Origin of the sequence: Micromonospora orduensis, assembly GCF_006228125.1 — a bacterium.
Lineage (GTDB): Bacteria > Actinomycetota > Actinomycetes > Mycobacteriales > Micromonosporaceae > Micromonospora > Micromonospora orduensis.
In genome coordinates, this window is record NZ_VDFY01000190.1 from 40,248 (window position 1) to 63,011 (window position 22,764).

A 22,764-nucleotide genomic window follows, 5' to 3' on the forward strand; every position below is an offset into this window, starting at 1 on the left:
AAATTCTTACGCGAATCAACCGGGTTGCCGTCCTCCGATCGGCCGATTCTGGATGAGCTGTCCGTTTTCTCGACCGTCCGGACACCACTTCTTGTCGCGGGAGGCCCGTGGCCGGCGATGACGGTAAGGTGCGCCTGCGGCAGGATGCTGTCCCGTGCCCACTGCGCCCGCGCCCCGCGCGTCACTGCTGCTGCTGGCCTACCTTGCGTTCGTCAGTCTCGGCCTGCCGGACGGGCTGCTCGGCGTCGGCTGGCCCTCGATCCGGGCGGACTTCGACGTGCCGACCAAGGCGGTGGGGTTGCTGCTCACCGCCGGCACCGTCGGCTACCTGACCTCCAGCGTGCTGGCCGGGTTCACGCTCGCCCGGGTCGGGGTGGGCGCGCTGCTCGCCGGCAGCACCCTGCTGGCCAGCCTGGCGCTGACCGGCTACACGGTGAGCCCGGGGCTCGCCGTGATCGTCGGCTGCGCGCTGCTGCTCGGGCTGGGCTCCGGCGCGATCGACTCCGGGCTCAACGCGTACGCCGCCGGGGCGTTCGGCCCGCGACACATGAACTGGATGCACGCGTTCTTCGGCCTGGGTGTGGCGATCGGCCCGCTGATCATGACCGGTGCGTTGAGCGCCGGGCTGGCCTGGCGCTGGGGGTACGGCATCGTGGCCGCCGCCCAACTCGCCCTCGCCACCGCGTTCGCGCTCACCGTGCGCGCCTGGCGCCGCGCACCCACCGATCCGGGCGCCGCGCCGGCGCCGACCACACCGGCGGTCCGCGTGCCGGTACGCGCCACGCTGCGGTTGCCGGCGGTCTGGTCGGGGACGGTCGGCTTCGCGCTGTACGTGGCGATCGAGGTGTCCGCCGGGCTGTGGGCGTTCCTGCTGCTCACCGAGGGGCGCGGGCTCAGCGGCGCGGTCGCCGGCGGCTGCGTGTCCGCGTACTGGGGGAGTCTCTTCGTGGGCCGGGTGGTGCAGGGCGTGGTGGCCGAGCGGCTGGGCACCCGACTCGTGCTGCGCGCCAGCCTGGCCGGGATGGTCGTCGGGGCGGCGCTGATCGCCGTACCCGGGTCGGCGGCCCTGGCCGTCGTCGGCCTGGTCGTGGTCGGCTTCGCCGCCGCGCCGGTGTTCCCGCTGCTCACCCTCACCACCGCCGACCGGGTCGGCGCGGCCCACGCGGACCGCGCCATCGGCCTCCAGATCGGCGCCGCCGGGCTGGGCGCCGCGCTCGTCCCCGGTGTGCTCGGCGTCCTGATCGACGCCCTGTCGGTGCAGGTGCTCGGCCCGGCCCTGGTGGTGCTCGCGGTGGCGCTGTTCGTGCTGTACGAGCTGGGTGCCCGCCGTCCCACCCGGCCGGTCGGACGCCCCGGGCCCGAGTCGGCTCAGCCGTTGTCCGGTCCGGTACGGCCGGTGGTGGAGGGACGGTAGGCGCGCTCCGGGTCGGTCGGCTCCCGGCCGGCGCCCCGGGCCTGCCCGGCGCGGTCCGCCGCCGCCGGTCCGTGCCCGAACGCGGCCTCCTCGCCGGCGTCGTTGCCGGTCACGTCGTCGGCCTGCCCGTCGAGGCTGGAGCCCGACACGGCGCGTTCCAACTCCTCCAGCGGGAGTCGTTCCTCGTCCCGCCACACCCTGTTGTCGTCGGTCATGCCCTCAGCCGTACCCGGGCGCGATGATCGCAAACGGCGCCGCGCGGGCGGGCTCGGACACGGCGATGGCCGCCGGGAACTCCGGCGGCCATCGCGTGGGTGCTACTCGGGGTCACGGCTGCGGGCGGTCCACCGACCCGCGCCAGGCGCCGGTCTCCTGACCGCGCCGCTCGATGAAGGTCTTGAACCGCTCCAGGTCGCCCTTGGCCCGCCGGTCGACGATGCCGAGCTTGTCGCCGGCCTGCTCGACCACCCCGTGCGGCTCGAACTCGAGCTGGAGGGTGACCCGGGTCTTGTCCTCGTCCAGGCGGTGGAAGGTCACCACACCGGCCTGCTGCGTACCGCCTGTGGAACGCCAGGCCACCCGCTCGTCGGGCAGCTGCTCGGTGATCTCGGCGTCGAACTCCCGCTTCACCCCGGCGATGTCCACCGTCCAGTGGGTCATCGTGTCGGAGAGCTGCCGGACCTCCTGCACACCCTCCATGAACTGGGGGAACTCCTCGAACTGCGTCCACTGGTCGTAGGCGGTGCGGACGGGTACGGCAACGTCGACGTGTTCGGTAACGCCACTCATCTGGGGAACCTCCTTCGGCCGGTGAGCGCGCGGATCGGGGGCGATCCCTGCCTCACCAGCGGGTTGTCTCGTTCTTGTGGCCGAGCGCGGCCCACACCTCGGAGACGGTCTGGTACTCGGTGCCCTCGGGCAACCGCTCCAGGGCCGCCACGATGTCGTCCGGCGCCTCGTTCTCGCGGGCGCTGGCGATGAGGACGAGGCGGTCGCCCGGCAGGGCGCTCATCGAGATGAATCGGCCGAGCCGGCTGCGCTGCTCGACATCCGTGGAACTCATCCCCTGCGGGGTGCCGGTGCGCAGGTCGCCGGCCGGGGCGGTCGTCGTCTCCGGCTGGTCCTCGCCCGCCGGTTCCGGGACCCGCGACTCGTCGACCCGAGAGCCGCCGGTCCCCGGCCCCTGTACGAGGCCGCTGACCTCCTGGCTCATCTGCTCGTCAATCCTCGGTCCGTGCTTGCTGTTGCCACGCTCCATGCCTTCTGCGCTACCCGACGCCAGGGCCGGTAAACCGGAACCCGACCACGAAGCGGCCCCCGGACCGGACATCCGGGCACGGCGGTTCAGTCGTCGGCGGGCTTGCGGGGCGGCAGCACCGGTTCCTCCGGGTCCGGGTCGCCGGCCTGCAACTGCCGCCCCCGCTGCACCTCGGCGTTGATCTGCACGCCCAGCATCAGCGCCGAGTTCGACAGGTAGAGCCAGACGAGGAAGGCGATGGCCGCGCCCAGGCTGCCGTATGTCGCGTCGTACGAGGCGAAGTTGGCCACGTACAGACCGAAGCCGAAGGAGACCAGCGCCCAGGAGACGAGCGCCACCGCGCCGCCCGGGGTGAGCCAGCGGAACCGGGGCTGGCGCACGTTCGGGGCGATCCAGAACAGCAGCGACAGCAGCGCCATCATGATCATGGCGAGGACCGGCCACTTCGCCACGCTCCACACCGTGCGGGCCAGGCCACCGGCGTTGACCAGGTCGCCGACCGCGTCGGTGACCGGGCCGCTGACGATCAGCCCGAGGGCGACCACCGCGAGGAGCACCAACGTGATCGCGGCCAGACCGATCTGCAGCGGCCGCAGCTTCCACACCGCCCGGCCCTCGGTCACCCCGTAGATGGCGTTCGAGGCCCGCGTGAACGCCCCGATGAAGCCCGACGCCGACCACAGCGCACCGAGCAGACCGAAACTCAGCAGCAGCTTGGGATTGCTCTGCTCGACCACCACCGACCGGATCACCCCGACCACGCCACCCTCGTCGTCGGTCAGCACCGACCCGGCGCCCACCTGGTCGGCGAGGTCGACCACCGTGTCGACGGTCTGTTCGCCGGAGGACACCAGGCCGACCAGGGCCACCACCACGATGGCGGACGGGAAGAGCGCCAGAACGCCGTAGTACGTCAACGCGGCGGCCCAGTCCGAGCAGTTGTCGGTGACGAAGTTCCGCACGCTGCGGACCAGCACGCCACGCCAGGTCCGCCAGTTGAGCTGGCGCACCCGCCGGGGCAGCCGCGCGCCGGAGGCGCCGCCGAGGGTCGTACCCGACTCAGTGGTCGTCATGCCGCTCCCATGTGCGCCCGGCCGCCGGATGACCGGTCGTCCGGTCGGGCCTGGCCGGCCGGTACCCCAGCCGGGAAATCGGCAAACCCGCCCGGCGGTTTGCCCGCGGGCGTCAGGGGAACGGCAGGGGAATCTGACCGACACGGAGGAGGACGAGATGCCCGGGCGCGAGGACATGCCCAGCACGCTGCGACGCTCCCCGGACAAGGCGCAGCGCACCTGGGAGAAGACGCACGACTCGGCGGTGCAGACCTACGGCGAGGGGGAGCGGTCGCACCGCACCGCCTTCGCGGCGGTGAAGCACGAGTTCGAGAAGGTGGGCGACCACTGGGAGCCCAAGGGCCGCAAGGGCCCGAGCGACGCCCAGGCGGCAGGCGGTGGACCGGAACGCCGCGCGCCCACCGCGGGCGGGGTGGACGCCAACGCCAGCAAGGACCACCTGATGTCGGTGGCCCGTAAGCTGGACGTGCCCGGCCGGTCCAGCATGACCAAGCCGGAGCTGGTCAAGGCCATCGAGAAGGCCAACGACCGCGCGACCCGCAAGGCCCGCGGCGACTGACCACCCACGACGGTACGCACGGGCGGACGCGGCACACCCGCGTCCGCCCGTGCCTCGTCACCAGTGCCCGCCGGCCGGCGCCTCGATGTGCACCGCCTTGGTGGCCGTGAACTCGTCCAGCAGCTCCGGGCCGTAGCCGAAGCCCTGCCCGCTGGCACCGCGTGGATGCGCGGCGCCGCCCGGCGCCCCGCCGAACACCGAGTTGATCTTCACCGTGCCCACCGGCAGCTCCCGCCACGCCCGCTGCGCGTGGCTCATCGAGGCGGTGAGCACCGTGGCGGCCAGCCCGTACGGGGAGTCCGCCGCGCAGCGCAGCGCCTCCTCGTACGAGTCGACGACCACCACCGGGGCGACCGGCCCGAACGTCTCCTCCCGCACCAGCGGCATGTCGTGCCGGCAGTCGGTGACCACGGTGGCGGGGTAGAACGCCCCCGGCCCGTCCGGCACCTCCCCGCCGACGCGTACCCGCGCACCCGCGGCCACGGCGGCCGCAACCTGCCCGTGCACGTGGTCCCGGTGCCGCCGGTCGACAAGCGGACCGAGCTCGGTGTCCGGGTTCCGCCCCGGTCCGGTCCGCAGCGCGCCCGCCCGTCGCACAAGCGCCGCCACGAAGTCCTCGGCCACGTCCCGGTGCGCGTAGATGCGTTCCACCGCGACGCAGATCTGCCCGGCGTTGGCGAACGCGCCGAGCGCCGCCTGCTCCGCCGCCCACTCCGGATCCACGCCCGCGTCGACCACGAGGGGGTCGCTGCCACCGTTCTCCAGCAGCACCTTCGCGCCGGTGCCGGCCGCCGCCGCGGCGATGGCCCGTCCGGTCGCCGTGGAGCCCACGTGCGCCACCACGTCGACCTCCTGGGCGGCCAGCGCCGCACCGACCTGCGGACCGCCGGTGAGCAGCGACAGCACCCCGGCCGGCAGCGCCCCGTCCAGCGCCCGCGCCAGCAGCCAACCCGTCGCCGGCGTCCGCTCGCTGGGCTTGTAGAGCACCACGTTGCCGGTGACCAGGGCCGCGCCGAGCAGCCCACAGGAGACCGCCACCGGGTCGTTCCACGGGGTGATCGCGGCCACCACGCCGCGCGGCTGCGGAGTCATGAAGTCCAGCGCGTCCCCCGCGCCGTTGAGCGTCCGTCCGCCGCGCAGCGGGGCCAGCTCCGCGTACTGTCGCAGGGTGCCGATGCCCGCCTCGACGCCGCCGCGGGCGTCCGCCAGGGGTTTGCCCATCTCCGCCGTGACCACCGCCGCCAACTCGTCGGTGGCCGCGGCGACCGCGTCCGCGGCCCGGTGCAGCGCCGCCGCCCGTGCGGCCGGCGCGGTCGCCGCCCACTCCGCCGCCGCGCCGCGCGCCGCCTGTGCCGCCTTGCCGACCTCGTCGGCCGTGGCCACCGGCGCCGTGCTGACCGGCGAACCGTCCGCCGGGTCGTGCACGACCAGCTCACCGCCGTCGCCGCCCGCACCCCACACCCCGCCCACCAGCTGCGCAATCGTGTACATGCGGCGCTGGATGCCCCGGCCCGGGCGAGGCAAACGCGTTTCGCCCGGTTGCGCGCCGGGTAGCCGGATCGGATGACTACCACCGGCGCGCAGAGCGCGGACGCCGTCGTCGTCGGGGCCGGTCACAATGGCCTGGTCGCGGCCAACCTGCTGGCCGACGCCGGATGGGACGTGGTGGTGCTGGAGGCCACCGCCGTGCCCGGTGGCGCCGTCCGCTCCGCCGAGGTGACCGCGCCCGGCTACCTCAGCGACCTCTACAGCTCCTTCTACCCCCTGGGGTACGCCTCGCCGGTGCTGCGCGGGCTCGACCTGGGCCGGCATGGCCTGTCCTGGCGGCACGCCCCGGACGTGCTGGCGCACCTGCTGCCCGACGGACGGGCCGCGGTGATCAACCGGGATCCGGACGTCACCGCCGCCTCTCTGGAGCAGTTCGCCCCGGGCGACGGCAAGCGCTGGCTCAACGCGTACACCGACTGGCTCGACGTGGCCGAGCCGATGCTGGACACCATCACCGCACCGTTCCCGCCGGTACGCGGCGGGCTGGGTCTGTTGCGCCGGCTGCGGATCGCCGGCGCGCTACGGCTGGCCCGTCGGCTCGTGGTGCCGGTGCGCAAGCTCGGCGACGAACTCTTCGACGGCCCCGGCGGGCCGGCGCTGCTGGCCGGCTGCGCCCTGCACACCGACCTGTCCCCGGAGGAGGCCGGCTCCGGGGTGTACGGGTGGCTGCTGGCCATGCTCGGGCAGCAGGTCGGCTGGCCGGTGCCCGACGGCGGCGCGCAGCGGATCACCGACGCGCTCGTCGCCCGCCTCCAGGAGCGCGGCGGGGCGATCCTCTACGGCGCCCAGGTCGACCGGGTGCTCACCGCCCGAGGTCGGGCGATGGGCGTCCGTACCGTCGGCGGGGCGCTGTGGCGGGCCCGGCGGGCCGTGCTCGCCGACGTCCCGGCCCCCGCGCTCTACCTCGACCTGGTCGGCGCGGCGGCGCTGCCGTCCCGGCTGGTCGAGGACCTGGCGCACTTCCGGTGGGACGGCTCGACGCTCAAGGTGGACTGGGCGCTCTCCGCGCCGGTGCCGTGGACGAACCGGCAGGTCGCCGGCGCGGGCACCGTGCACCTCGGCGCGGACCTGGACGGGCTCACCCACTACGCCGGCGAGCTGGCCCGGGGCGAGCTGCCCCGCGACCCGTTCCTGCTGGTGGGGCAGATGTCGGTGGCCGACCCGAGTCACTCCCCGCCGGGCACCGAGTCGTTGTGGGCGTACACCCACCTGCCGTTCCGGCGGGACTGGCGGGCCGACGACGTCGTCGGGCACGTGCAGCGGATGGAGGACGTGTTGGAGGCGGCGGCTCCGGGCTTCCGGCAGCTGATCGTGGGCCGGCACGTGGCCGGGCCGGCCGACCTGGAGAAGCAGAACCCGAGCCTGGTCGGCGGTGCGATCGGTGGTGGCACGGCCGCCGCGTACCAGCAGCTGTTCCTGCGTCCGATCCCAGGCCTGGGCCGGGCGGACACCCCGGTGGACCGGCTCTTCCTGGCCAGTTCGTCGGCGCACCCCGGTGGCGGGGTGCACGGCGCACCCGGCGCGAACGCTGCCCGCGCGGCGCTGGCCCGCGACCGCGCGCTCACCGGCCGCGCCTACGCGGCAGCCATCGCGAAAGCCCACCAGGCGGTCTACCCCACCTGACCCGCCCCCGCCCCGGCCTCGGTGATCAAGAGGTTCGCGTCAGATTTCGGCGTGCTGATGACGCAAACCTCTTGATCACCCGCGAGATGAGGGGTGGGTGGAGTGGGTCAGCGGGTGATGTTGCGGTGCTTGTTGCGGAGGCGGAACGGCATCAGGGCGCTCTCGATCTTGGTGGCGGTGGTCATCTTCGACTCGCCGTCGCGCCGCTCCTCGAAGCGGATCGGCACCTCCAGGATGGTGTGCCCCAGCTTGGTCGCCAGGTAGTGCATCTCCACCTGGAAGCTGTAGCCGTTGGACTGCACCCGGTCCAGGCCGATGTCCCGCAGGGCGTCCGCCCGCCAGATCTTGAAGCCGGCCGTCAGGTCCCGGATCCGCACCCGCAGCAGGGTGTGCACGTACAGGTTCGCCCAGCCGCTGAGCGCCCGGCGGTACAGCGGCCAGTTCTCGTCCAGCTCGCCACCGGGCACGTACCGGGAACCGATCACCACGCCGGCCTGGGTGGAGAGCAGGGCGCCCAGCATCCCCGGCAGCGCCTCCGGCGGGTGCGACAGGTCGGCGTCCATCTGGGCCACGTACTCGGCGCCACCGTCGAGGGCACGCCCGATCCCGTCCACGTAGGCCCGGCCCAGGCCCTCCTTGCCGGCCCGGTGCACCACCTCGATCCGATCCGGGTGCTCGATGGCCAACTTGTCGGCCACCTCGCCGGTGCCGTCGGGGGAGTTGTCGTCGGCGACGAGGATGCGCAGCCCCGGCAGCGGCAGCGCGAGCAGCCGCTCGACCAGCGCCGGGAGGTTGCCCGCCTCGTTGTAGGTGGGCACCACGACGGTCAGGCGTGCGTCCCGCCACGGCGACGGCAGCTGCACGGGCTCGATCATGTCGGACATCCTCGGTTTGCGGACAGGGCTACCTGAGAGGGTATCCAGTTGTCGCGCCCGAGTGGAAAACGCTCCCCTTCCGGGCGTTGCGGGCGAGGTCATCCCAATGGCGGCGGGTGCCCACAGCGCGGGTCAACGCAGTCGCCGGGCCACGGCGGTGAGGGCCAGCGCCACACCGGCGAGCGCGACTCCGGACAGCTCCGGCTTGTGGGTGCCGACCCACAGCGCCGCCGAGCGGTCGCGCGCCCGGTCCACGAACACGCCCGCCGCGCCCCGGTCCCGGTCCTCGTCGCCGGGGTGGTCCAGGTTGTCCCGCCACGTGCCGGGGTCTATCTTCTCGCCGGTCTGCTGGCTGTCGTACCCGTCGCGGGCCAGCTTCCGGTCGAGCAGCCCGGGGATCAGGATGTCGCCGAGGCGGGCACGCCAGGTCGGACCGCCGACGTTTAGTTCCCGGGGGCCGTGGTCGGCGGCCCAGACGATCGCGCGGGCGGCCACCTCCGGCGCGAAGATCGGCGGCACCGGCTGCGGATGCCGGGGCAACCGGGTACGCACCCAGGAGAACTGTGGCGTGTTCACCGCGGGCAGCTGCACCATCGACAGCTTCACCCCCGGGCAGTCGTGCAGCAGCTCGGCCCGCAGGGAGTCGTTGAACCCCTGGACGGCGTGCTTGCTCGCGCAGTACGCCGACTGCAACGGGATCCCCCGGTACGCCAGCGCGGAGCCCACCTGCACGATCGCGCCCCGGCCGTGCGCGCGCATGTGCCGCAGCGCGGCGAGGGTGCCGTGCACCGTGCCCAGGTAGGTGACCTCGGTGACCCGGCGGAACTCGCGGGCCGGGATCTCCCACGCCGGTGCGAACACCGACACCATGGCGTTGTTGATCCACACGTCGATGCCGCCCCAGCGGTGCACGACGTCGTCGGCGGCCTGCTGCACCGCGCCCGCGTCCGCCACGTCGACCCGGTAGACGCGCACGTCGGCGGCACCGCGCAGCCGGCAGTCCCGCTCGGCGGCGGCCAGCCCGGCCTCGCCCCGGGCCAGCAACGCCAACCGGGCGCCCCGGGCCGCGTACGCCTGCGCCACCGCCCGGCCCACGCCGGCGCTCGCGCCGGTCACCACCACGGTCTGCGTCACGGTCACCCCTTCTGCCGGGTGGCGATGTCGGACAGCCGGTTCAGCGTCTCCCGGTTACGCAGGTGCAGCACCAGGTCGTTGGCCTTGTTGCGGATCCAGCGCAGCGGGCCGGCGGCGAAGTCCTCCCCGAGCCGGACCCGGGTGGCGCCGTCGCCCACGGGTTCCAGGGTGAACGACACGATCGCCTCGCCGGCCGGCCACAGACCGGCCCGCAGCACGAGCCGGCGCGGTGGTTCGCAGGCCAGCACCGTGGAGGCGTCCTGCAACGAGAACGGCCACGGGCCGGCCCGGTGGTGCAGCTGAGTGCCCACTCTCGGCCACGCGTCGTCGACGTCCCGCATGTGTGCCGTGCCGACCACCCAGTCGCTGTACGTCCACCCGTCGGCCAGCACGTCGAAAACCTGCTGCGGGGGAGCTTCGATCACTTTCTCCACAATCGCCACTGGACTCCCGTACCCACGCGGCGGTGGGGCTAACGACCTGCGGGTTAGCTTCTCCGGGGCGGCGGGTAAGGCGGACGCGGGGCACCGCTTGCGGCGCTGGCCCACCGCGTCCACGGCGACGTTTACTCCTCGGGGCGCAGGGAACCCGCCGCCTGTGCGACAGGACCAGGAGGATCCGGATCAGCGCAGGTCAGCCCGGGTGTACGCCCGCGCTGGCCAGGCCTGGTCCGGGCCCGTCGGGAGCCCCTGCGGGGTCCTGTACGACGCCGTGCTGCTCGACCGGGACGGCACCCTGATCGAGGACGTGCCGTACAACGGTGATCCGGAGAAGGTGCGGCCGGTGCCGGGCGCGCGGGTGGCGCTGGACCGGTTGCGGGCGGCCGGCCTGCGACTGGCGGTCGTGACCAACCAGTCGGGTCTGGCCCGTGGCTACTTCACCGAGGAGCAGATGCGGGCGGTGCACGCCCGCGTCGAGGAGCTGCTGGGCCGCTTCGACGCGTGGTTGGTCTGCCCGCACGACGACGCCGACGGGTGCGACTGCCGTAAACCGGCGCCGGGTCTGGTGCACGCCGCCGCCCGACAGCTGGGCACGAGCGCGTCACGGTGCGTCATGGTCGGCGACATCGGCCGGGACGTCGCCGCCGCGCTGGCCGCCGGCGCGGCGGGGGTGCTGGTGCCCACACCGGTGACCCGGCCGGAGGAGGTCGCCGCCGCCGGGTGGGTGGCCGCCGATCTGCCCTCGGCGGCGCGGGAGATCCTGCGCCGCCAGGAGGCGGTACGCCCCGAGCCGGCCGGTGCGCGGGTCGGGACGGCGTTGGTGGTGCGGTCAGACTCGGCCGGGGACGTGCTGGTCACCGGGCCGGCGATCCGGGCGGTGGCGGCGAGCGCGCAGCGGGTGGTGCTGCTGTGCGGGCCGCGGGGCCGAGCCGCCGCCGAGCTGCTGCCCGGCGTCGACGAGATCATCGAACACCCGCTGCCGTGGATCGACCCGACTCCGGCGCCGGTCGACCCGGCGGCCGTGCGCGACCTGACCGCGCGCCTCGCCGCCGTCGGCGCCGACCAGGCAGTGGTGTTCACCTCCTTCCACCAGTCGGCCCTGCCCCTGGCGCTGCTGCTGCGGATGGCCGAGATCGGCCGAATCGCGGCGATCAGCGACGACTACCCGGGCTCCCTGCTGGACGTACGCCACCGGGTGCCGGTGGGCGTCCCCGAACCCGAACGCGCGCTCTCCCTCGCCGCCGCCGCCGGCCACCGGCTGCCCGACGGCGACGAACCCGTGCTCCGGCTCCGGCCGGATGCCCTGCCCCCGCGCCCGGCCGGTCTCGGCGACCCCGGGTACGTGGTGCTGCATCCCGGCTCGGCCGCGTCGAGCCGGGCCTGCCCGCCCGAACTGGCGACCCGGATCGCCGGCGCGCTGAGCGCGGCCGGACACCGGGTGCTGGTCACCGGCAGCCCCGACGAGCGCGCGGTCACCGCCCGCGTCGCGGCGGCCGGCGGCATCGACCTGGGTGGCCGGACCGATCTGGCCGGCCTCGCCGCGATCGTGGCGGACGCCGGCGCGGTGGTGGTCGGCAACACCGGCCCCGCGCACCTCGCCGCCGCCGCCGGGGTTCCGGTGGTGAGCCTGTTCGCGCCGACCGTCCCGTTCGGACAGTGGGGGCCGTACCGGGTGCCGACCGTCCGACTCGGGGACGCCGCCGCGCCCTGCCGGGACACCCGGGCCGCCAGCTGCCCGGTCCCCGGACACCCGTGCCTGAGCGACGTGGAGCCGGCCGAGGTGGTCGAGGCGCTGCGGGCGTTCGCCGTCACCGGTGGTGGCGGCCGATGAACGTCCTGCTCTGGCACGTGCACGGCTCCTGGACCACGTCGTTCGTGCACGGCAGTCACCGCTACCTCATCCCCACCACACCCGACCGGGGTCCCTACGGCCTCGGCCGGGCCCGCACCTACCCGTGGCCGGACACCGCCATCGAGGTCAGCCCCGACGAGCTGCCCGGCACCGACGTCGACCTGGTCATCCTGCAACGGCCCGAGGAGATCGACCTGGCCGAACAGTGGCTGGGCCGCCGCCCCGGCCGGGACGTCCCCGCCATCTACGTCGAGCACAACACCCCCAAGGGCGACGTGCCGAACACGCGCCACCCGATGGCCGGCCGTGACGACCTGCTCATCGCCCACGTCACCGGCTTCAACCAGATCTTCTGGGACACCGGCGCCAGCCGCACCACAGTGGTCGACCACGGCATCGTCGCCCCCGCCGTGTCCTACACCGGCGAGCTGGACCGGCTCGCCGTCGTGATCAACGAGCCGGTGCGCCGGGGGCGGGTCACCGGCACCGACCTGCTGCCCCGCTTCGCCGAGATCGCGCCGCTGGACGTGTTCGGCATGGGCGTCGCCGGCCTCGCCGACCACCTGGGCCTGAGCGCCGACCGGCTCACCAGCCACGACGACGTACCCCAGGACCGGATGCACGCCGAACTGGCCCGGCGGCGCGCGTACCTGCACCTGTGCCGCTGGACCTCGCTCGGGCTCAGCCTCATCGAGGCCATGGCGATCGGCATGCCGGTCGTCGCGCTCGCCACCACCGAGGCGGTGACGGCCGTACCCCCGGCGGCGGGGGCACTCGCCACCCGGACGGACACCCTGCTCGACGCCGCCCGCCGGTTCATCGCCGAACCGGAGGCCGCGCGTCAGGCCGGCGCGGTGGCACGGACCGCCGCACGGGACAGATACGGCCTCGACCGTTTCCTCGCTGACTGGGACCGGCTGCTGGAGGAGGAAGTATGCGGATCGCGATGATCTCGGAGCACGCCAGCCCGCTCGCCATCCTCGGAGGCGAGGACGCCGGCGGCCAGAACACGCACGTCGCGGAGCTGTCCGCCGCGCTCGCCGCCGCCGGCCACGAGGTGCGGGTCTACACCCGCCGCGACGCGCTCGACCTGCCGGTGACGGTCCGCAGCCCGGACGGGTACGACGTGGTGCACGTACCCGCCGGGCCTGCCGAGCCGGTGGCCAAGGACGCGTTGCTGCCGCACATGCGGGAGTTCAGCCGCTGGCTGGTCGATCGGTGGCGGGGCGGCGACTGGACGCCCGAGGTGATCCACGCGCACTTCTGGATGAGCGGTCTCGCCGCGTTGACCGCCGGGCGGCAGACCGGGGTGCCGGTGGTGCAGACGTACCACGCGTTGGGCACCGTGAAGCGCCGCTACCAGGGCGTACAGGACACCAGCCCGGCCCGGCGGATCGCCTACGAGCGGGAGTTGGGCCGCTCGGTGGACCGGGTGGTCGCGCAGTGCCGCGACGAGGTCGGCGAGCTGGTCCGGATGGGGGTGCCCCGGTCCCGGATGACTGTGGTGCCCTCCGGCGTCAACCTCACCACGTTCGCCCCGCTCGGACCGGCCGCCGACCGGGAGCCCGGCCGGGCCCGGATCCTGACCGTCGGTCGGTTGGTCGAGCGCAAGGGCTTCCAGACGGTCGTGCGCGCGATGGCGCTGGTGCCCGACGCCGAGTGCGTGGTGGTCGGCGGCCCGCCCGAGGGGCTGCTGGAGACCGACCCGTACGCCCGGCGGCTGCGGGCGCTCGCCGAGACGTGCGGGGTGGCTGACCGGGTGCACCTGGTCGGCGCGGTGCCCCGGGAGGAGATAGGCCGCTGGTACCGCTCGGCGGACCTGCTCGTCGCCGCACCCTGGTACGAGCCGTTCGGCCTGACCCCGCTGGAGGCGATGGCCTGCGGGGTGCCGGTCGTCGGCACCGCCGTGGGCGGCATCCGGGACACCGTTGTCGACGGGACGACCGGGGACCTCGTACCGGCGCGGGACCCGCGGGCGCTGGCCACCGCGATCCAGGGGCTGCTCGACGACCGGATCCGGCGCTTCGCGTACGCCACGGCGGCGCGCGAGCGGGCCCGGTCGCGGTACTCGTGGGCGGCCACCGCGGAGCGGCTGGCGGAGGTCTACGGCGAGGTGGTCGCGGTGCGCCGGCCGACCCGGGTGGTGGCCTGATGCCGACCGGCAGCCTGCTGGACACCCACCTGACGAACCTGGCCGCGGCGCTGGTGCCGTACCGGCTCTGCGAGCCGCAGTTGGCGCGTTGGGGCGCCGAGTTGGCCCACCGGCTGGTGGCCGGCGGCCGGTTGCTGGTCGCCGGCAACGGCGGTAGCGCCGCCGAGGCCCAGCACCTGACCGCCGAGTTGGTGGGCAAGCTGCACCACGACCGGCAGCCGTTGTCGGCCATCGCCCTGCACGCCGAGACGAGTGCGGTCACCGCCATCGCCAACGACTACGGCTACACCGACGTGTACGCCCGGCAGGTCCGCGCGCACGGGCGGCCCGGCGACGTCCTGCTGCTGCTGAGCACCAGCGGCGCCAGCGAGAACCTGCTCACCGCAGCGCGGGCCGGCCGCGAGGCCGGCCTCACCACGTGGGCGCTCACCGGGCCGACGCCCAACGCCCTCGCCGAGGCGTGCGACGAGGTGCTGGCCGTGTCGTCGACCGACACCCAGGTCGTCCAGGAGCTGCACCTCGTCACGAGCCACCTGATCTGCGAGTACCTCGAACAGGAACTGCCCGCGTCGGCCGTCACCGGGTCGTCGTCTCCGGTTCAGGCAGGGGTCGAGGTGGTGCTCGACGGCGGGGCCGGACAGCAGGTCGACGCGTGAGGATGAGGAGGAAGGCGTGAGGGGACCCGTGGTGGTGGTCGGGGACACCCTGCTCGACCGGGACGTGGAAGGGGTGGTGAACCGGCTCTGCCCGGACTCGCCGGTGCCGGTGCTCGACGAGACGGTGGCCACCGACCGGCCCGGTGGCGCCGGTCTGGCGGCGGTGTTCGCCGCCGCGCAGGGCGCCGAGGTGGTGCTGGTGACCGCCCTCGCCGACGACGCCGGTGGCGCCCGCCTGAGTGCCCTGCTCGCCGCCGCCGGCGTGCGGGTGTACCCGCTGCCCCTGTCCGGGGCGACGCCGGAGAAGATCCGGCTGCGGGCCCGGGGCCGGGTGCTGCTGCGCCACGACCGCGGTGGTGTGCCCGGTGAGCCGGGTCAGCCCTCCGAGGAGGTGTTGCGCGTGATCGGCGCGGCGTCGGCGGTGCTGGTCAGCGACTACGGCCGGGGGGTGGCCCGGCAGCCCGCGCTGCGCGACGCCCTGGCCGCCACCCGCGCGCCTGTGGTGTGGGATCCGCATCCGCGTGGCCCGGCCGCGGTGCCCGGCGTCCACCTGGCCACCCCGAACGAGTCCGAGGTGCGGGAGCTGGTCCCGGCGCTGCCCGGGACGTCCCGGTTGGCCGCCGCGTCCCGGGGCGCGCAGGGGCTGCGCCGGCGCTGGCGGGCCGGGGCGGTCGCGGTGACCCTGGGCGGGGACGGTGCGCTGCTCTGCCACGCCGGGTCCACGCCGCTGGTGGTGCCCACCCCGGGCAGCGCCGAGGGGGACACCTGCGGCGCCGGCGACCGGTTCGCGGCAGCCGCCAGCCTCGCCCTGGCCCAGGGCGCGCTGGTCTCCGAGGCGGTGCAGGCGGCCGTCGCGGAGGCGTCCGCGTACGTGGCCGGTGGGGGAGTTGCCGCCGCCCTGCCGTCACCGGCTGGCACGCGCAGCCAGCCGGTACGTGCCGGCGTGCCCGGCCCCGGCGGTGACCGGGTGGGTGTCGCCCCCGTCGCCGCGCTGCTGGCCGAGGTCCGTGCCGCGGGCGGCACGGTGGTGGCGACCGGGGGCTGCTTCGACCTGCTGCACGCCGGGCACGTGGCGACTCTCCAGGCCGCCCGGCAGCTCGGCGACTGCCTGATCGTGTGCCTCAACTCCGACGCCAGTGTGGCCGGGTTGAAGGGGCCGGACCGGCCGGTCATGTCCGAGGGGGATCGGGCGCGGCTGCTCGCGGCGCTGAGCTGCGTCGACGCGGTCATGATCTTCGACGAGTCGACCCCGGAGGCGGCGTTGTCGTGGCTGCGGCCGGACATCTGGGTCAAGGGCGGGGACTACGCCACCGGGGGCGGGGACGCGGCGGGTCTGCCCGAGGCGGAGGTCCTGCGTCGGTGGGGCGGCAACACGGTGGTGGTGCCCTACCTGGACGGTCGGTCCACGACCGACATGATCGCCCGTTCGGTCGCGCCGGTGTCGACACCGGAGCGGGTCCGATGACCGCCACGGGTCCGAGCGTCCTGGTCACCGGCGGCTCCAGCGGGCTCGGCGCGGCGGTGGTCGCCGCGGTTGCCGCCGCCGGCGGCCGGCCGCTCGTGCTGGACCGGCAGCCGCCGGTCGACGGTGTGTCCTGGACCGAGTGCGATCTGGCCGACACCCGGGCCGCCGAGGTCGCCACCCGGCACCTCGCCGAGCAGGCCGGCGGCCTGGACGCGGTGGTCACGGCCGCCGGCATGGACGTGCCGGGCCGGCTCGCCGACGTGCCGGGCGAGACCTGGGACCGGATCGTGGCCGTCGACCTGCTCGCGACGGCGGCCGTGATCCGGGCCGCGCTGCCGTTCCTGTTGACGTCCCGGGGCCGCGTCGTCACGGTCGCCTCCACCCTGGGCGTCAAGGCGGTCAGTGACGCCACCGCGTACTGCGCCGCGAAGTTCGGCGTGGTGGGCTTCACCCGAGCCCTGGCCGCCGAACTCGCCGGCCAGGTCGGCGTGACCCTGCTCATTCCCGGCGGAATGCGGACGGCGTTCTTCGACGAGCGTGACCCGCAGTACAGGCCGGGGCCGGACGCCATCCTCAACGACCCCGCCGACACCGCCGCCGCGATCATGTTCGCGCTCAACCAGCCGGCCGGGTGCGCGGTACGGGAACTGGTGGTCTGCGCCGAGCAGGAGACGTCGTACCCGTGATCCTGGTCCTGCGGGCCCTCGGCGTCGGCGACCTGGTCACCGCCGTGCCGGCGCTGCGGGCGTTGCGGGCCGCGTACCCCGGTCGGGAGCTGGCGCTCGCCGCGCCGGCCTGGCTGGCCCCGTTGGTCGACCTGGTCGGCGGCGTCGACCGGCTGGTGGACACCACAGGTCTGGACCGGCCGGTGCGGGTCGGGTCGGCGCCGCGGGTCGCCGTCAACCTGCACGGGCGCGGCCCGGGATCGCACCGGTTGCTGGCCGCGATCCGGCCCGGTCGGCTGCTCGCCTTCGCGAACCGGGACGCCGGCTTCTCCGCCGGCCCGCGGTGGGTCGAGCGGGAGCACGAGGTGGACCGCTGGTGCCGGCTGCTGTCCTGGTACGACATCCCGGCCGACCGCGCCGACCTCGGCTTGCGCCGGCCCGAGCCGGCGGGCCTGCCCACGGGGGCCACCCTGCTGCATCCGGGCAGCAAGATCCCCGCGAAGCGCTGGCCGGCGGACCGGTTCGCGGCGCTGGCCCGCACTCTCACCGACCAGGGGCACCGGGTGCTGCTCACCGGATCGGCCGACGAACGGGCGCTGGCCGTGCGGGTGGCCGACGACGCCGGACTGCCGTCCGAGGCCGTGCTCGCCGGCCGGACCGACCTCGGCGCGCTGGCCGCGCTGGTGGCCGACGCCCGCCTGGTGGTCTGCGGGGACACCGGGGTGGCCCACCTCGCCACCGGGTACGGCACCCCGTCGGTGGTGCTGTTCGGGCCGGTGCCGCCGGCGCTCTGGGGGCCACCACGGGACCGCCCCCGGCACCGCGTGCTCTGGGTCGGCGAGGCGGATTGGCCCAGCTGGGACGGGGTAGGAAGCCACCCGACGTTGGCGGCCCTGCGCCTCCACGAGGTGCTGGCCGCCGTGGCCGAGGTGGAACGGGTGGTGCGGGTCTCCGGTGCGATTGCGGCGTAGCGATCCGGGCCGGCCGGGATACCGGCGTCGCCGGCGCGGCAGGGGCTGGCTCTTCCTCGACCCGGCCGGCGACCCGGTCAAGGACACCGCCGTCCTGGCCCGGCTGCGGGAGCTGGTCATCCCGCCGGCGTGGCAGGACGTCTGGATCGCGCCGTACCCCAACGGGCACATCCAGGCGACCGGCATCGACGCGGCCGGCCGCAAGCAGTACCTCTACCACCCCCGGTGGCGCGAGAAGCAGGACGAGGCGAAGTTCGACCACATGCTGGAGGTGGCGCGGCGGCTGCCGGCGCTGCGCGAGCGGGTGGATCGGGACCTGGACGGTCGCGGACTGGGTCGGGACCGGGTGCTGGCCACGGTGGCCCGGCTGCTGGACATGGGGATGTTCCGGGTCGGCAGCGACCAGTACGCGGCCGGCGACGACCCGACGTTCGGGGTGTCCACCCTGCGCCCCGAGCACGCCCGGTCCCGGGGCGGCTGCGTGGTCTTCGAGTTCCCCGCCAAGGGCGGCATCGAGCAGGTCCGCCGCATCGAGGACCCGGAGCTGTGCCAGGTGCTGGTCAACCTGCGGCGTCGCCGCCGGCGGGCGGACCGGCTGTTCGGCTACTGGGACGGCCGGGAGTGGCGCGACGTGCGCAGCGACGAGGTCAACGGCTACCTGCGCGACGCCAGCGGCGGGGAGATGACGGCCAAGGACTTCCGCACCTGGCACGCCACAGTGCTCGCCGCGACCGAGTTGGCGATCGTCGGCCTGGCCCGTTCGGTGACCGCGCGCCGCAGGGCGGTGGCGGCCGTGATGCGCGAGGTGGCGGACCTGCTGGGCAACACCCCCACGGTGGCCCGCACGTCGTACGTGGACCCTCGGGTCGTCGACCTCTACCACGACGGGGTGGTGGTGCCTGTCGACCCGGACGCGCCGCGCGAGGAGGCCGAACGGGTCGTGTTGGCGGTGCTGGAGAAGGCCTGAGCGGCCCGCCGACGATCCTGGGACCACCGGGCGGCCGCCCGCCGCGAATGGCGGCGGGCGCCTCGCCACGGCCCCCCGATAGCGGCCCACCGGGCGACGGTCGGCCGCTGCGCTGTCAGTCTGCCGGAGACGAGGTGACCATGGATGCCGGGTGGTTGACGATCCGTGCCGGATCGCAGGTGGACTCCCGGTACGCCTGCGGGCTGGTGCCGTACGCCGCCCGGAACACCCGGCTGAAGTGGGCCTTGTCGGGAAAACCCCAGCGCGCGGCGATGACCTGCACGGGCTGGGTGCGCAGGGCCGGGTCGGCCAGGTCGCGCCGACACCTGGCCAACCGCAGGTCGCGGATGTACGACGCCACGGTCGTCTCCTCGGCCTCGAACAGCCGGTGCAACGAGCGCAACGAGATGTGGTGGGCGTCCGCGACGACCCGTGGGCTGAGCGCCGGGTCGCCGACGTGGCGGTGGACGTACGCCTGCACCTGGGTGACCAGCGCCCGGCGGCGTACCTCGGTCGGCACCGCGTCCTCGGCGACCAGGTGGCGGCCGAGCATGGTGGTGACCAGGTCCAGTCCGACCGCGCCGAGGCGGGCGGCGTCTGCGGCGTGATACTGCTCCGGGTGCCCGCTGATCTGGAGCAGGAACTGCGCCAGCAGCCCTCCGATCCCCTCGCGGCCGGACATCTTGCCGCCGAAGAGCGTGGCCATCCGCTCCGGCGGCAGCGGCAGCGCGGCGTGCGGGATCATCGCGATGACCGAGGTTGCCTGGCCCTGCTCCGGTTCGGTGGCGTGGTGGCCGACGTCGTGCGGCCGGGACCCGTCGTAGAAGGTGAACTCGCCGGCGCGGATCTCGCTGCGTCGGCCGTCCTGACTGGACGTTCCGACGCCGTCGGTGGTGAGAGCGAGCACGTAGAGCTCCGGGTCCGACTGGCGGATGAGCTTCGGAGTTCGGGTGGCGTCCAGCGACGGGTAGTGATACTTGATCACCTGGATCGGGCCGAGGTCGAGGAAGTCGGCCCGGGCGGCGAAGTCGTCGGCGTGTGCGGACCGGATCCGCATCGGTGCCGAGGTGCGCGCGACCAGGTCCAACCACATGCCGAACCGCTCAGCCGGTGGCAGGACCGTGGTGTCGACGGTGTCCCTGTGCAGCATCCGGTCCCCTCAGGACGCTCGTCGACGCACGAGTGCCTCGATGCCGTCCAGGATCCGGTCGAGGCCGAAGGTGAACTCGTCGTCGGGGTCGTCGTCCTGGTTGAGGACGCCGGAGGTCAGCACGCGGTGCAGTGCCGGGAAGCGCGCGGGGTCGATGAGTCGGGCCACGGTACGACCGTACGCGGGCATCAACTCGCCGGGTTCGACGCCGGCGGCCCGGCTGCCCTCGGCGATCTGGGCGGTAAGCGTGGCCTCGTTGCGGACGTAGCCGGTGATCAGCAGGATCACCGACATCTTCTCGCTCTCGGCCAGGTGGGTGTCGTCGAGGCAGCGCAGCCCGGCCTCCAGCCAGCCGAGCTGCTGGGGGGTGATCGGCGGGCCGGTGATCGGCACGTGCAGCAGCCAGGTCCGTTGCCGCAGCACGTCGCGTTCGGCCCGGGCCCAGCGGGTCAGTCCGGCGCGCCATCCGTCGCCGGGGGCGGCCGGGCCGGGCGGTGGGCCGTAGCCCGCGTCGACCATGAGCAGGAGCAGTTCGTCCTTCGAGCCGATGTGGCGGTAGAGGGCCATGGTGGCGGCGCCCAGCTCCTTGGCGACCCGGCTCATCGAGACGGCCGTCAGCCCGTCGGCGTCGGCCACCCGGACGGCGGCGTCGACGATGCCGGGCACGCTCAACCCGGGTCGGGGCCCCTTGGGTGGCCGCTCGCGTAGCCCCCAGGCGCTCTCGATGGCCGGGGGGAGCGCCGGCCCGCTGTCGTCTTTCTTCGCCGCCACATGTCCTCCTTGCCTCACCATCCTAGTTCTGCGTATGGTCTACGCATAAAAGCGTACGCCATACGCAGAAGGGATCTGATCATGACGACGACGATCACACCCGCACCGAGGGCGGGCCGACGGGAGTGGATCGGGTTCACGGTGCTGATGCTGCCCCTGCTCCTGGTCTCGATGGACGTGTCGGTGCTCTACTTCGCCGTCCCGTTCATCAGCGAGGAGCTGCGCCCCTCCGCCACCCAGCAGCTCTGGATCTTCGACATCTACGGCTTCGTGCTGGCCGGGCTGCTGATCACGATGGGCGCTCTCGGCGACCGGATCGGCCGGCGCCGACTGCTGCTGCTCGGCGCCACCGCGTTCGGCGCGGCGTCCCTGCTCGCCGCGTACGCCCACAGCGCCGAGACACTGATCGCCGCGCGTGCCGTGCTCGGCATCGGCGGAGCCACCCTGATGCCCTCCACCCTCGCCCTGGTGCGCAACATGTTCCACGACGCCCGGCAGCGGGGCACCGCGATCGGCATCTGGACCGCCACGCTCACCGGCGGCATCGCGATCGGCCCGGTGCTCAGCGGCGTCCTGCTGGAGCACTTCTGGTGGGGCTCGATCTTCCTCATCAACATCCCGGCGATGCTGATGCTGCTCCTGCTCGCCCCGGTCCTGGTGCCCGAGTTCCGCAACCCGGCCGCCGGGCCGTTCGACCTGGTGAGCGCGGTGCTGTCGCTCGGTGCTCTGCTGCCGGTGATCTACGGCATCAAGGAGATGGCCCGCGACGGCGTCGACGCGACGCGGGTGCTGGCCGTCGTCGCCGGCCTGCTGGTCGCGGCGCTGTTCCTGCGCCGGCAGCGGACCCGGCCGTACCCGATGATCGACCTGGCGCTGTTTCGCCGACACGGCTTCGGCGGGTCGCTCGCGGTCAACCTGCTGGCGATGTTCGCGCTTGTCGGCTTCGCCATCTTCACCACCCAGCACCTCCAGCTGGTGCTCGGCATGAGCCCGCTGCGGGCGGCACTGTGGAGCCTCGTGCCGTCGCTCGCGGTCGGCGGTGTCGCTCCGGCCGCCGCCGCGCTCGCCCAGCGGGTCGAGCGGGCGTACCTGATCGGCGCGGGTTTCGGGATCGCCGTGCTCGGCTTCGTGGTGCTGACCCGGGTCACACCGGACTCGCCCCTGTGGTTGCTGCTGGCCGGCGCCAGCGTCTACGCGGGCGGCCTGGTGATGGTGATGTCCCTCGTCACCGAGCTGGTCCTCGGCGCGGCGCCGCCGGAGCAGGCCGGCGTCGCCTCCGCGCTTACCGAGTCCAGCAGCGAGCTGGGCGGCGCGCTGGGAATGGCGATCCTGGGCAGCGTGGGCGCGGCGGTCTACCGGCGCGAGGTCCTCGACGGTCTGCCCGCCGACCTGCCGGAGGGCGCCCGGGACACGGCTCGGGAGACGTTGGGCGGTGCGCTCGCCGTGGCCAAGGGGCTGCCCGGGGAGGTGGGCGACGCGGTGCTGCACGCCGCCCGGTACGCGTTCACCGACGGGCTGCACCTGGCCGCGTACGCCGCCATGGCGGCGATGCTGCTGGGCGCGGCGACCGCGCTGCTGGCGCTGCGCGGCGTGCGGCCGGCCGACCCGGCGGCGACGACCGCCGAGCCGACCGGTACGCCGATGTCGTCCGTCAGTCGGTGAGCACGTGCGCCAGCCGGTCCCGGAAGCGCCGCTCGGAGTCGCTGACCGTCTCGCCGCCCAGGCCCAGCAACCCACCGCTGGACGCGGCGCCCACCACCTGCTCGGCGATGGTGACCAGCCAGTGCTTGTACGCGCCGGCCTCGCCCTCGCCGACCCGGGCGGCCAGCAGCGCGGCGGCCTCGCCGGCCCGCAGCAGCACGTCGTCGATCATGGCCCGCGGGTCGGCGGGCGCGATGACCGGCAGTTCCTCGCCGGTCTCCGGGTCGCCGACCCGGGTCACGATCTCGCCGGCCACGGCGGCGACCAGCGGGCTGGCCGACTCCCGTCCGGCGGCGATCGTCTCCAGCCCGGCCGCGGTCTCCGCCATGGTCCGGCGGGTGCCGTCGGACTCGGCGGCGCTCGCGGCGGTCAGCACCGACTGCGGCAGACCGACGAGCAGCCCCCACTCCTCGTCGGAGAAACCAAAACCGGTGTACGCCGGCTGCTCGATCACGGCAACGCCCCTTCCGCCCTGCTCTGTGTGGTCAAT

At 74.4% G+C, this 22,764-nt stretch carries 23 protein-coding genes; 12 read left to right on the forward strand and 11 right to left on the reverse strand.

The window, feature by feature from the left end:
• Window positions 1-154: 154 nt before the first annotated feature.
• Window positions 155-1,414, forward strand: coding sequence for an MFS transporter (locus FHG89_RS21810; RefSeq protein WP_139586267.1), 1,260 nt, complete (start codon window positions 155-157; stop codon window positions 1,412-1,414).
• Here FHG89_RS21810 and FHG89_RS21815 read toward each other — a convergent pair.
• The 4 genes from FHG89_RS21815 to FHG89_RS21830 all read right to left on the reverse strand — a co-directional run bounded on the left by FHG89_RS21815 (window position 1,369) and on the right by FHG89_RS21830 (window position 3,745).
• Window positions 1,369-1,629, reverse strand: a complete 261-nt coding sequence (locus tag FHG89_RS21815) for a hypothetical protein (protein ID WP_139586268.1) — start codon at window positions 1,627-1,629, stop codon at window positions 1,369-1,371. The genes FHG89_RS21810 and FHG89_RS21815 overlap by 46 nt on opposite strands.
• 112 nt (window positions 1,630-1,741) lie before the next feature.
• The gene (locus FHG89_RS21820) at window positions 1,742-2,203 is read right to left on the reverse strand and encodes an SRPBCC family protein (protein ID WP_088947319.1); all 462 of its coding nucleotides are present in this window, start codon (window positions 2,201-2,203) and stop codon (window positions 1,742-1,744) included.
• A 52-nt stretch (window positions 2,204-2,255) separates the two neighbouring features.
• Window positions 2,256-2,672 (reverse strand): DUF2795 domain-containing protein, encoded by a 417-nt coding sequence (locus FHG89_RS21825; RefSeq protein WP_007458076.1) that lies wholly within the window; start codon window positions 2,670-2,672, stop codon window positions 2,256-2,258.
• 86 nt (window positions 2,673-2,758) lie between these two features.
• Window positions 2,759-3,745 (reverse strand): YihY/virulence factor BrkB family protein, encoded by a 987-nt coding sequence (locus tag FHG89_RS21830; protein ID WP_139586269.1) that lies wholly within the window; start codon window positions 3,743-3,745, stop codon window positions 2,759-2,761.
• A 157-nt stretch (window positions 3,746-3,902) separates the two neighbouring features.
• Here FHG89_RS21830 and FHG89_RS21835 point away from each other — a divergent pair, with 157 nt between their 5' ends.
• Window positions 3,903-4,304, forward strand: coding sequence for a ChaB family protein (locus tag FHG89_RS21835; RefSeq protein WP_139586270.1), 402 nt, complete (start codon window positions 3,903-3,905; stop codon window positions 4,302-4,304).
• Window positions 4,305-4,361: 57 nt separating this feature from the next.
• Here the strand turns inward: FHG89_RS21835 and FHG89_RS21840 are convergent, their stop codons facing one another.
• Window positions 4,362-5,795 carry an aldehyde dehydrogenase family protein gene (locus tag FHG89_RS21840; RefSeq protein ID WP_139586271.1) on the reverse strand — a complete coding sequence of 478 codons (1,434 nt, stop codon included), beginning with the start codon at window positions 5,793-5,795 and terminating at the stop codon, window positions 4,362-4,364.
• Window positions 5,796-5,867: 72 nt separating this feature from the next.
• Here FHG89_RS21840 and FHG89_RS21845 point away from each other — a divergent pair, with 72 nt between their 5' ends.
• Complete coding sequence (locus tag FHG89_RS21845) at window positions 5,868-7,475, forward strand: phytoene desaturase family protein (RefSeq protein WP_139586272.1); 1,608 nt, start codon at window positions 5,868-5,870, stop codon at window positions 7,473-7,475.
• Between the two features lie 107 nt (window positions 7,476-7,582).
• Here the strand turns inward: FHG89_RS21845 and FHG89_RS21850 are convergent, their stop codons facing one another.
• The 3 genes from FHG89_RS21850 to FHG89_RS21860 form a co-directional block, all read right to left on the reverse strand.
• Window positions 7,583-8,350 carry a polyprenol monophosphomannose synthase gene (locus FHG89_RS21850; RefSeq protein ID WP_139586273.1) on the reverse strand — a complete coding sequence of 256 codons (768 nt, stop codon included), beginning with the start codon at window positions 8,348-8,350 and terminating at the stop codon, window positions 7,583-7,585.
• A 132-nt stretch (window positions 8,351-8,482) separates the two neighbouring features.
• Window positions 8,483-9,484 (reverse strand): SDR family oxidoreductase, encoded by a 1,002-nt coding sequence (locus FHG89_RS21855; RefSeq protein WP_139586274.1) that lies wholly within the window; start codon window positions 9,482-9,484, stop codon window positions 8,483-8,485.
• A 2-nt stretch (window positions 9,485-9,486) separates the two neighbouring features.
• Window positions 9,487-9,909 (reverse strand): SRPBCC family protein, encoded by a 423-nt coding sequence (locus FHG89_RS21860; protein ID WP_425280199.1) that lies wholly within the window; start codon window positions 9,907-9,909, stop codon window positions 9,487-9,489.
• Window positions 9,910-10,081: 172 nt separating this feature from the next.
• Between FHG89_RS21860 and FHG89_RS21865 the strand changes: the two genes are divergently transcribed.
• Genes FHG89_RS21865 through FHG89_RS21900 form a run of 8 tightly spaced genes read left to right on the forward strand, consistent with a single transcriptional unit; the run spans window position 10,082 to window position 18,652 of the window.
• Window positions 10,082-11,755 carry an HAD-IIIA family hydrolase gene (locus tag FHG89_RS21865; protein WP_139586276.1) on the forward strand — a complete coding sequence of 558 codons (1,674 nt, stop codon included), beginning with the start codon at window positions 10,082-10,084 and terminating at the stop codon, window positions 11,753-11,755.
• Window positions 11,752-12,726, forward strand: coding sequence for a glycosyltransferase (locus FHG89_RS21870; RefSeq protein WP_139586277.1), 975 nt, complete (start codon window positions 11,752-11,754; stop codon window positions 12,724-12,726). Before FHG89_RS21865 ends, FHG89_RS21870 begins: the two co-directional genes overlap by 4 nt.
• A complete protein-coding gene (locus tag FHG89_RS21875) occupies window positions 12,711-13,928 on the forward strand; it encodes a glycosyltransferase (protein WP_139586278.1) in 1,218 nt (405 codons plus the stop codon). Before FHG89_RS21870 ends, FHG89_RS21875 begins: the two co-directional genes overlap by 16 nt.
• Window positions 13,928-14,584, forward strand: coding sequence for a D-sedoheptulose-7-phosphate isomerase (locus tag FHG89_RS21880; protein WP_425280200.1), 657 nt, complete (start codon window positions 13,928-13,930; stop codon window positions 14,582-14,584). Before FHG89_RS21875 ends, FHG89_RS21880 begins: the two co-directional genes overlap by 1 nt.
• A 16-nt stretch (window positions 14,585-14,600) precedes the next feature.
• Complete coding sequence (locus FHG89_RS21885; protein WP_139586279.1) at window positions 14,601-16,049, forward strand: PfkB family carbohydrate kinase; 1,449 nt, start codon at window positions 14,601-14,603, stop codon at window positions 16,047-16,049.
• A complete protein-coding gene (locus FHG89_RS21890; protein WP_139586280.1) occupies window positions 16,046-16,735 on the forward strand; it encodes an SDR family oxidoreductase in 690 nt (229 codons plus the stop codon). The genes FHG89_RS21885 and FHG89_RS21890 overlap by 4 nt, the downstream gene beginning before the upstream one ends.
• A complete protein-coding gene (locus FHG89_RS21895; protein ID WP_139586281.1) occupies window positions 16,732-17,685 on the forward strand; it encodes a glycosyltransferase family 9 protein in 954 nt (317 codons plus the stop codon). The genes FHG89_RS21890 and FHG89_RS21895 overlap by 4 nt, the downstream gene beginning before the upstream one ends.
• Entirely contained in the window at window positions 17,669-18,652 is a 984-nt protein-coding gene (locus FHG89_RS21900; RefSeq protein ID WP_139586282.1) for a DNA topoisomerase IB, read from the forward strand. The genes FHG89_RS21895 and FHG89_RS21900 overlap by 17 nt, the downstream gene beginning before the upstream one ends.
• 115 nt (window positions 18,653-18,767) lie before the next feature.
• On the opposite strand, the gene FHG89_RS21905 is transcribed toward FHG89_RS21900, so the two are convergent.
• Complete coding sequence (locus FHG89_RS21905) at window positions 18,768-19,802, reverse strand: AraC-like ligand-binding domain-containing protein (RefSeq protein ID WP_139586283.1); 1,035 nt, start codon at window positions 19,800-19,802, stop codon at window positions 18,768-18,770.
• A 9-nt stretch (window positions 19,803-19,811) separates the two neighbouring features.
• The gene (locus tag FHG89_RS21910; RefSeq protein ID WP_139586284.1) at window positions 19,812-20,573 is read right to left on the reverse strand and encodes a TetR/AcrR family transcriptional regulator; all 762 of its coding nucleotides are present in this window, start codon (window positions 20,571-20,573) and stop codon (window positions 19,812-19,814) included.
• An 81-nt stretch (window positions 20,574-20,654) separates the two neighbouring features.
• On the opposite strand from FHG89_RS21910, the gene FHG89_RS21915 reads away from it, so the two are divergent.
• Window positions 20,655-22,235: an MFS transporter gene (locus FHG89_RS21915; protein WP_139586285.1), complete on the forward strand. Its 1,581-nt coding sequence runs from the start codon at window positions 20,655-20,657 to the stop codon at window positions 22,233-22,235.
• Here FHG89_RS21915 and FHG89_RS21920 read toward each other — a convergent pair.
• Window positions 22,225-22,728 (reverse strand): hypothetical protein, encoded by a 504-nt coding sequence (locus tag FHG89_RS21920; RefSeq protein ID WP_139586286.1) that lies wholly within the window; start codon window positions 22,726-22,728, stop codon window positions 22,225-22,227. The genes FHG89_RS21915 and FHG89_RS21920 overlap by 11 nt on opposite strands.
• Window positions 22,729-22,764 lie beyond the last annotated feature (36 nt).

What these genes read in the sequence shown, in the direction of transcription:
- FHG89_RS21815 (WP_139586268.1), bottom strand. Translation starts at nt 1,629, where the DNA reads ATGACCGACGACAACAGGGTGTGGCGGGACGAGGAACGACTCCCGCTG.
- FHG89_RS21820 (WP_088947319.1), bottom strand. Translation starts at nt 2,203, where the DNA reads ATGAGTGGCGTTACCGAACACGTCGACGTTGCCGTACCCGTCCGCACC.
- FHG89_RS21825 (WP_007458076.1), bottom strand. Translation starts at nt 2,672, where the DNA reads ATGGAGCGTGGCAACAGCAAGCACGGACCGAGGATTGACGAGCAGATG.
- FHG89_RS21830 (WP_139586269.1), bottom strand. Translation starts at nt 3,745, where the DNA reads ATGACGACCACTGAGTCGGGTACGACCCTCGGCGGCGCCTCCGGCGCG.
- FHG89_RS21835 (WP_139586270.1), top strand. Translation starts at nt 3,903, where the DNA reads ATGCCCGGGCGCGAGGACATGCCCAGCACGCTGCGACGCTCCCCGGAC.
- FHG89_RS21840 (WP_139586271.1), bottom strand. Translation starts at nt 5,795, where the DNA reads ATGTACACGATTGCGCAGCTGGTGGGCGGGGTGTGGGGTGCGGGCGGC.
- FHG89_RS21845 (WP_139586272.1), top strand. Translation starts at nt 5,868, where the DNA reads ATGACTACCACCGGCGCGCAGAGCGCGGACGCCGTCGTCGTCGGGGCC.
- FHG89_RS21850 (WP_139586273.1), bottom strand. Translation starts at nt 8,350, where the DNA reads ATGATCGAGCCCGTGCAGCTGCCGTCGCCGTGGCGGGACGCACGCCTG.
- FHG89_RS21870 (WP_139586277.1), top strand. Translation starts at nt 11,752, where the DNA reads ATGAACGTCCTGCTCTGGCACGTGCACGGCTCCTGGACCACGTCGTTC.
- FHG89_RS21875 (WP_139586278.1), top strand. Translation starts at nt 12,711, where the DNA reads ATGCGGATCGCGATGATCTCGGAGCACGCCAGCCCGCTCGCCATCCTC.
- FHG89_RS21880 (WP_425280200.1), top strand. Translation starts at nt 13,928, where the DNA reads ATGCCGACCGGCAGCCTGCTGGACACCCACCTGACGAACCTGGCCGCG.
- FHG89_RS21890 (WP_139586280.1), top strand. Translation starts at nt 16,046, where the DNA reads ATGACCGCCACGGGTCCGAGCGTCCTGGTCACCGGCGGCTCCAGCGGG.
- FHG89_RS21905 (WP_139586283.1), bottom strand. Translation starts at nt 19,802, where the DNA reads ATGCTGCACAGGGACACCGTCGACACCACGGTCCTGCCACCGGCTGAG.
- FHG89_RS21915 (WP_139586285.1), top strand. Translation starts at nt 20,655, where the DNA reads ATGACGACGACGATCACACCCGCACCGAGGGCGGGCCGACGGGAGTGG.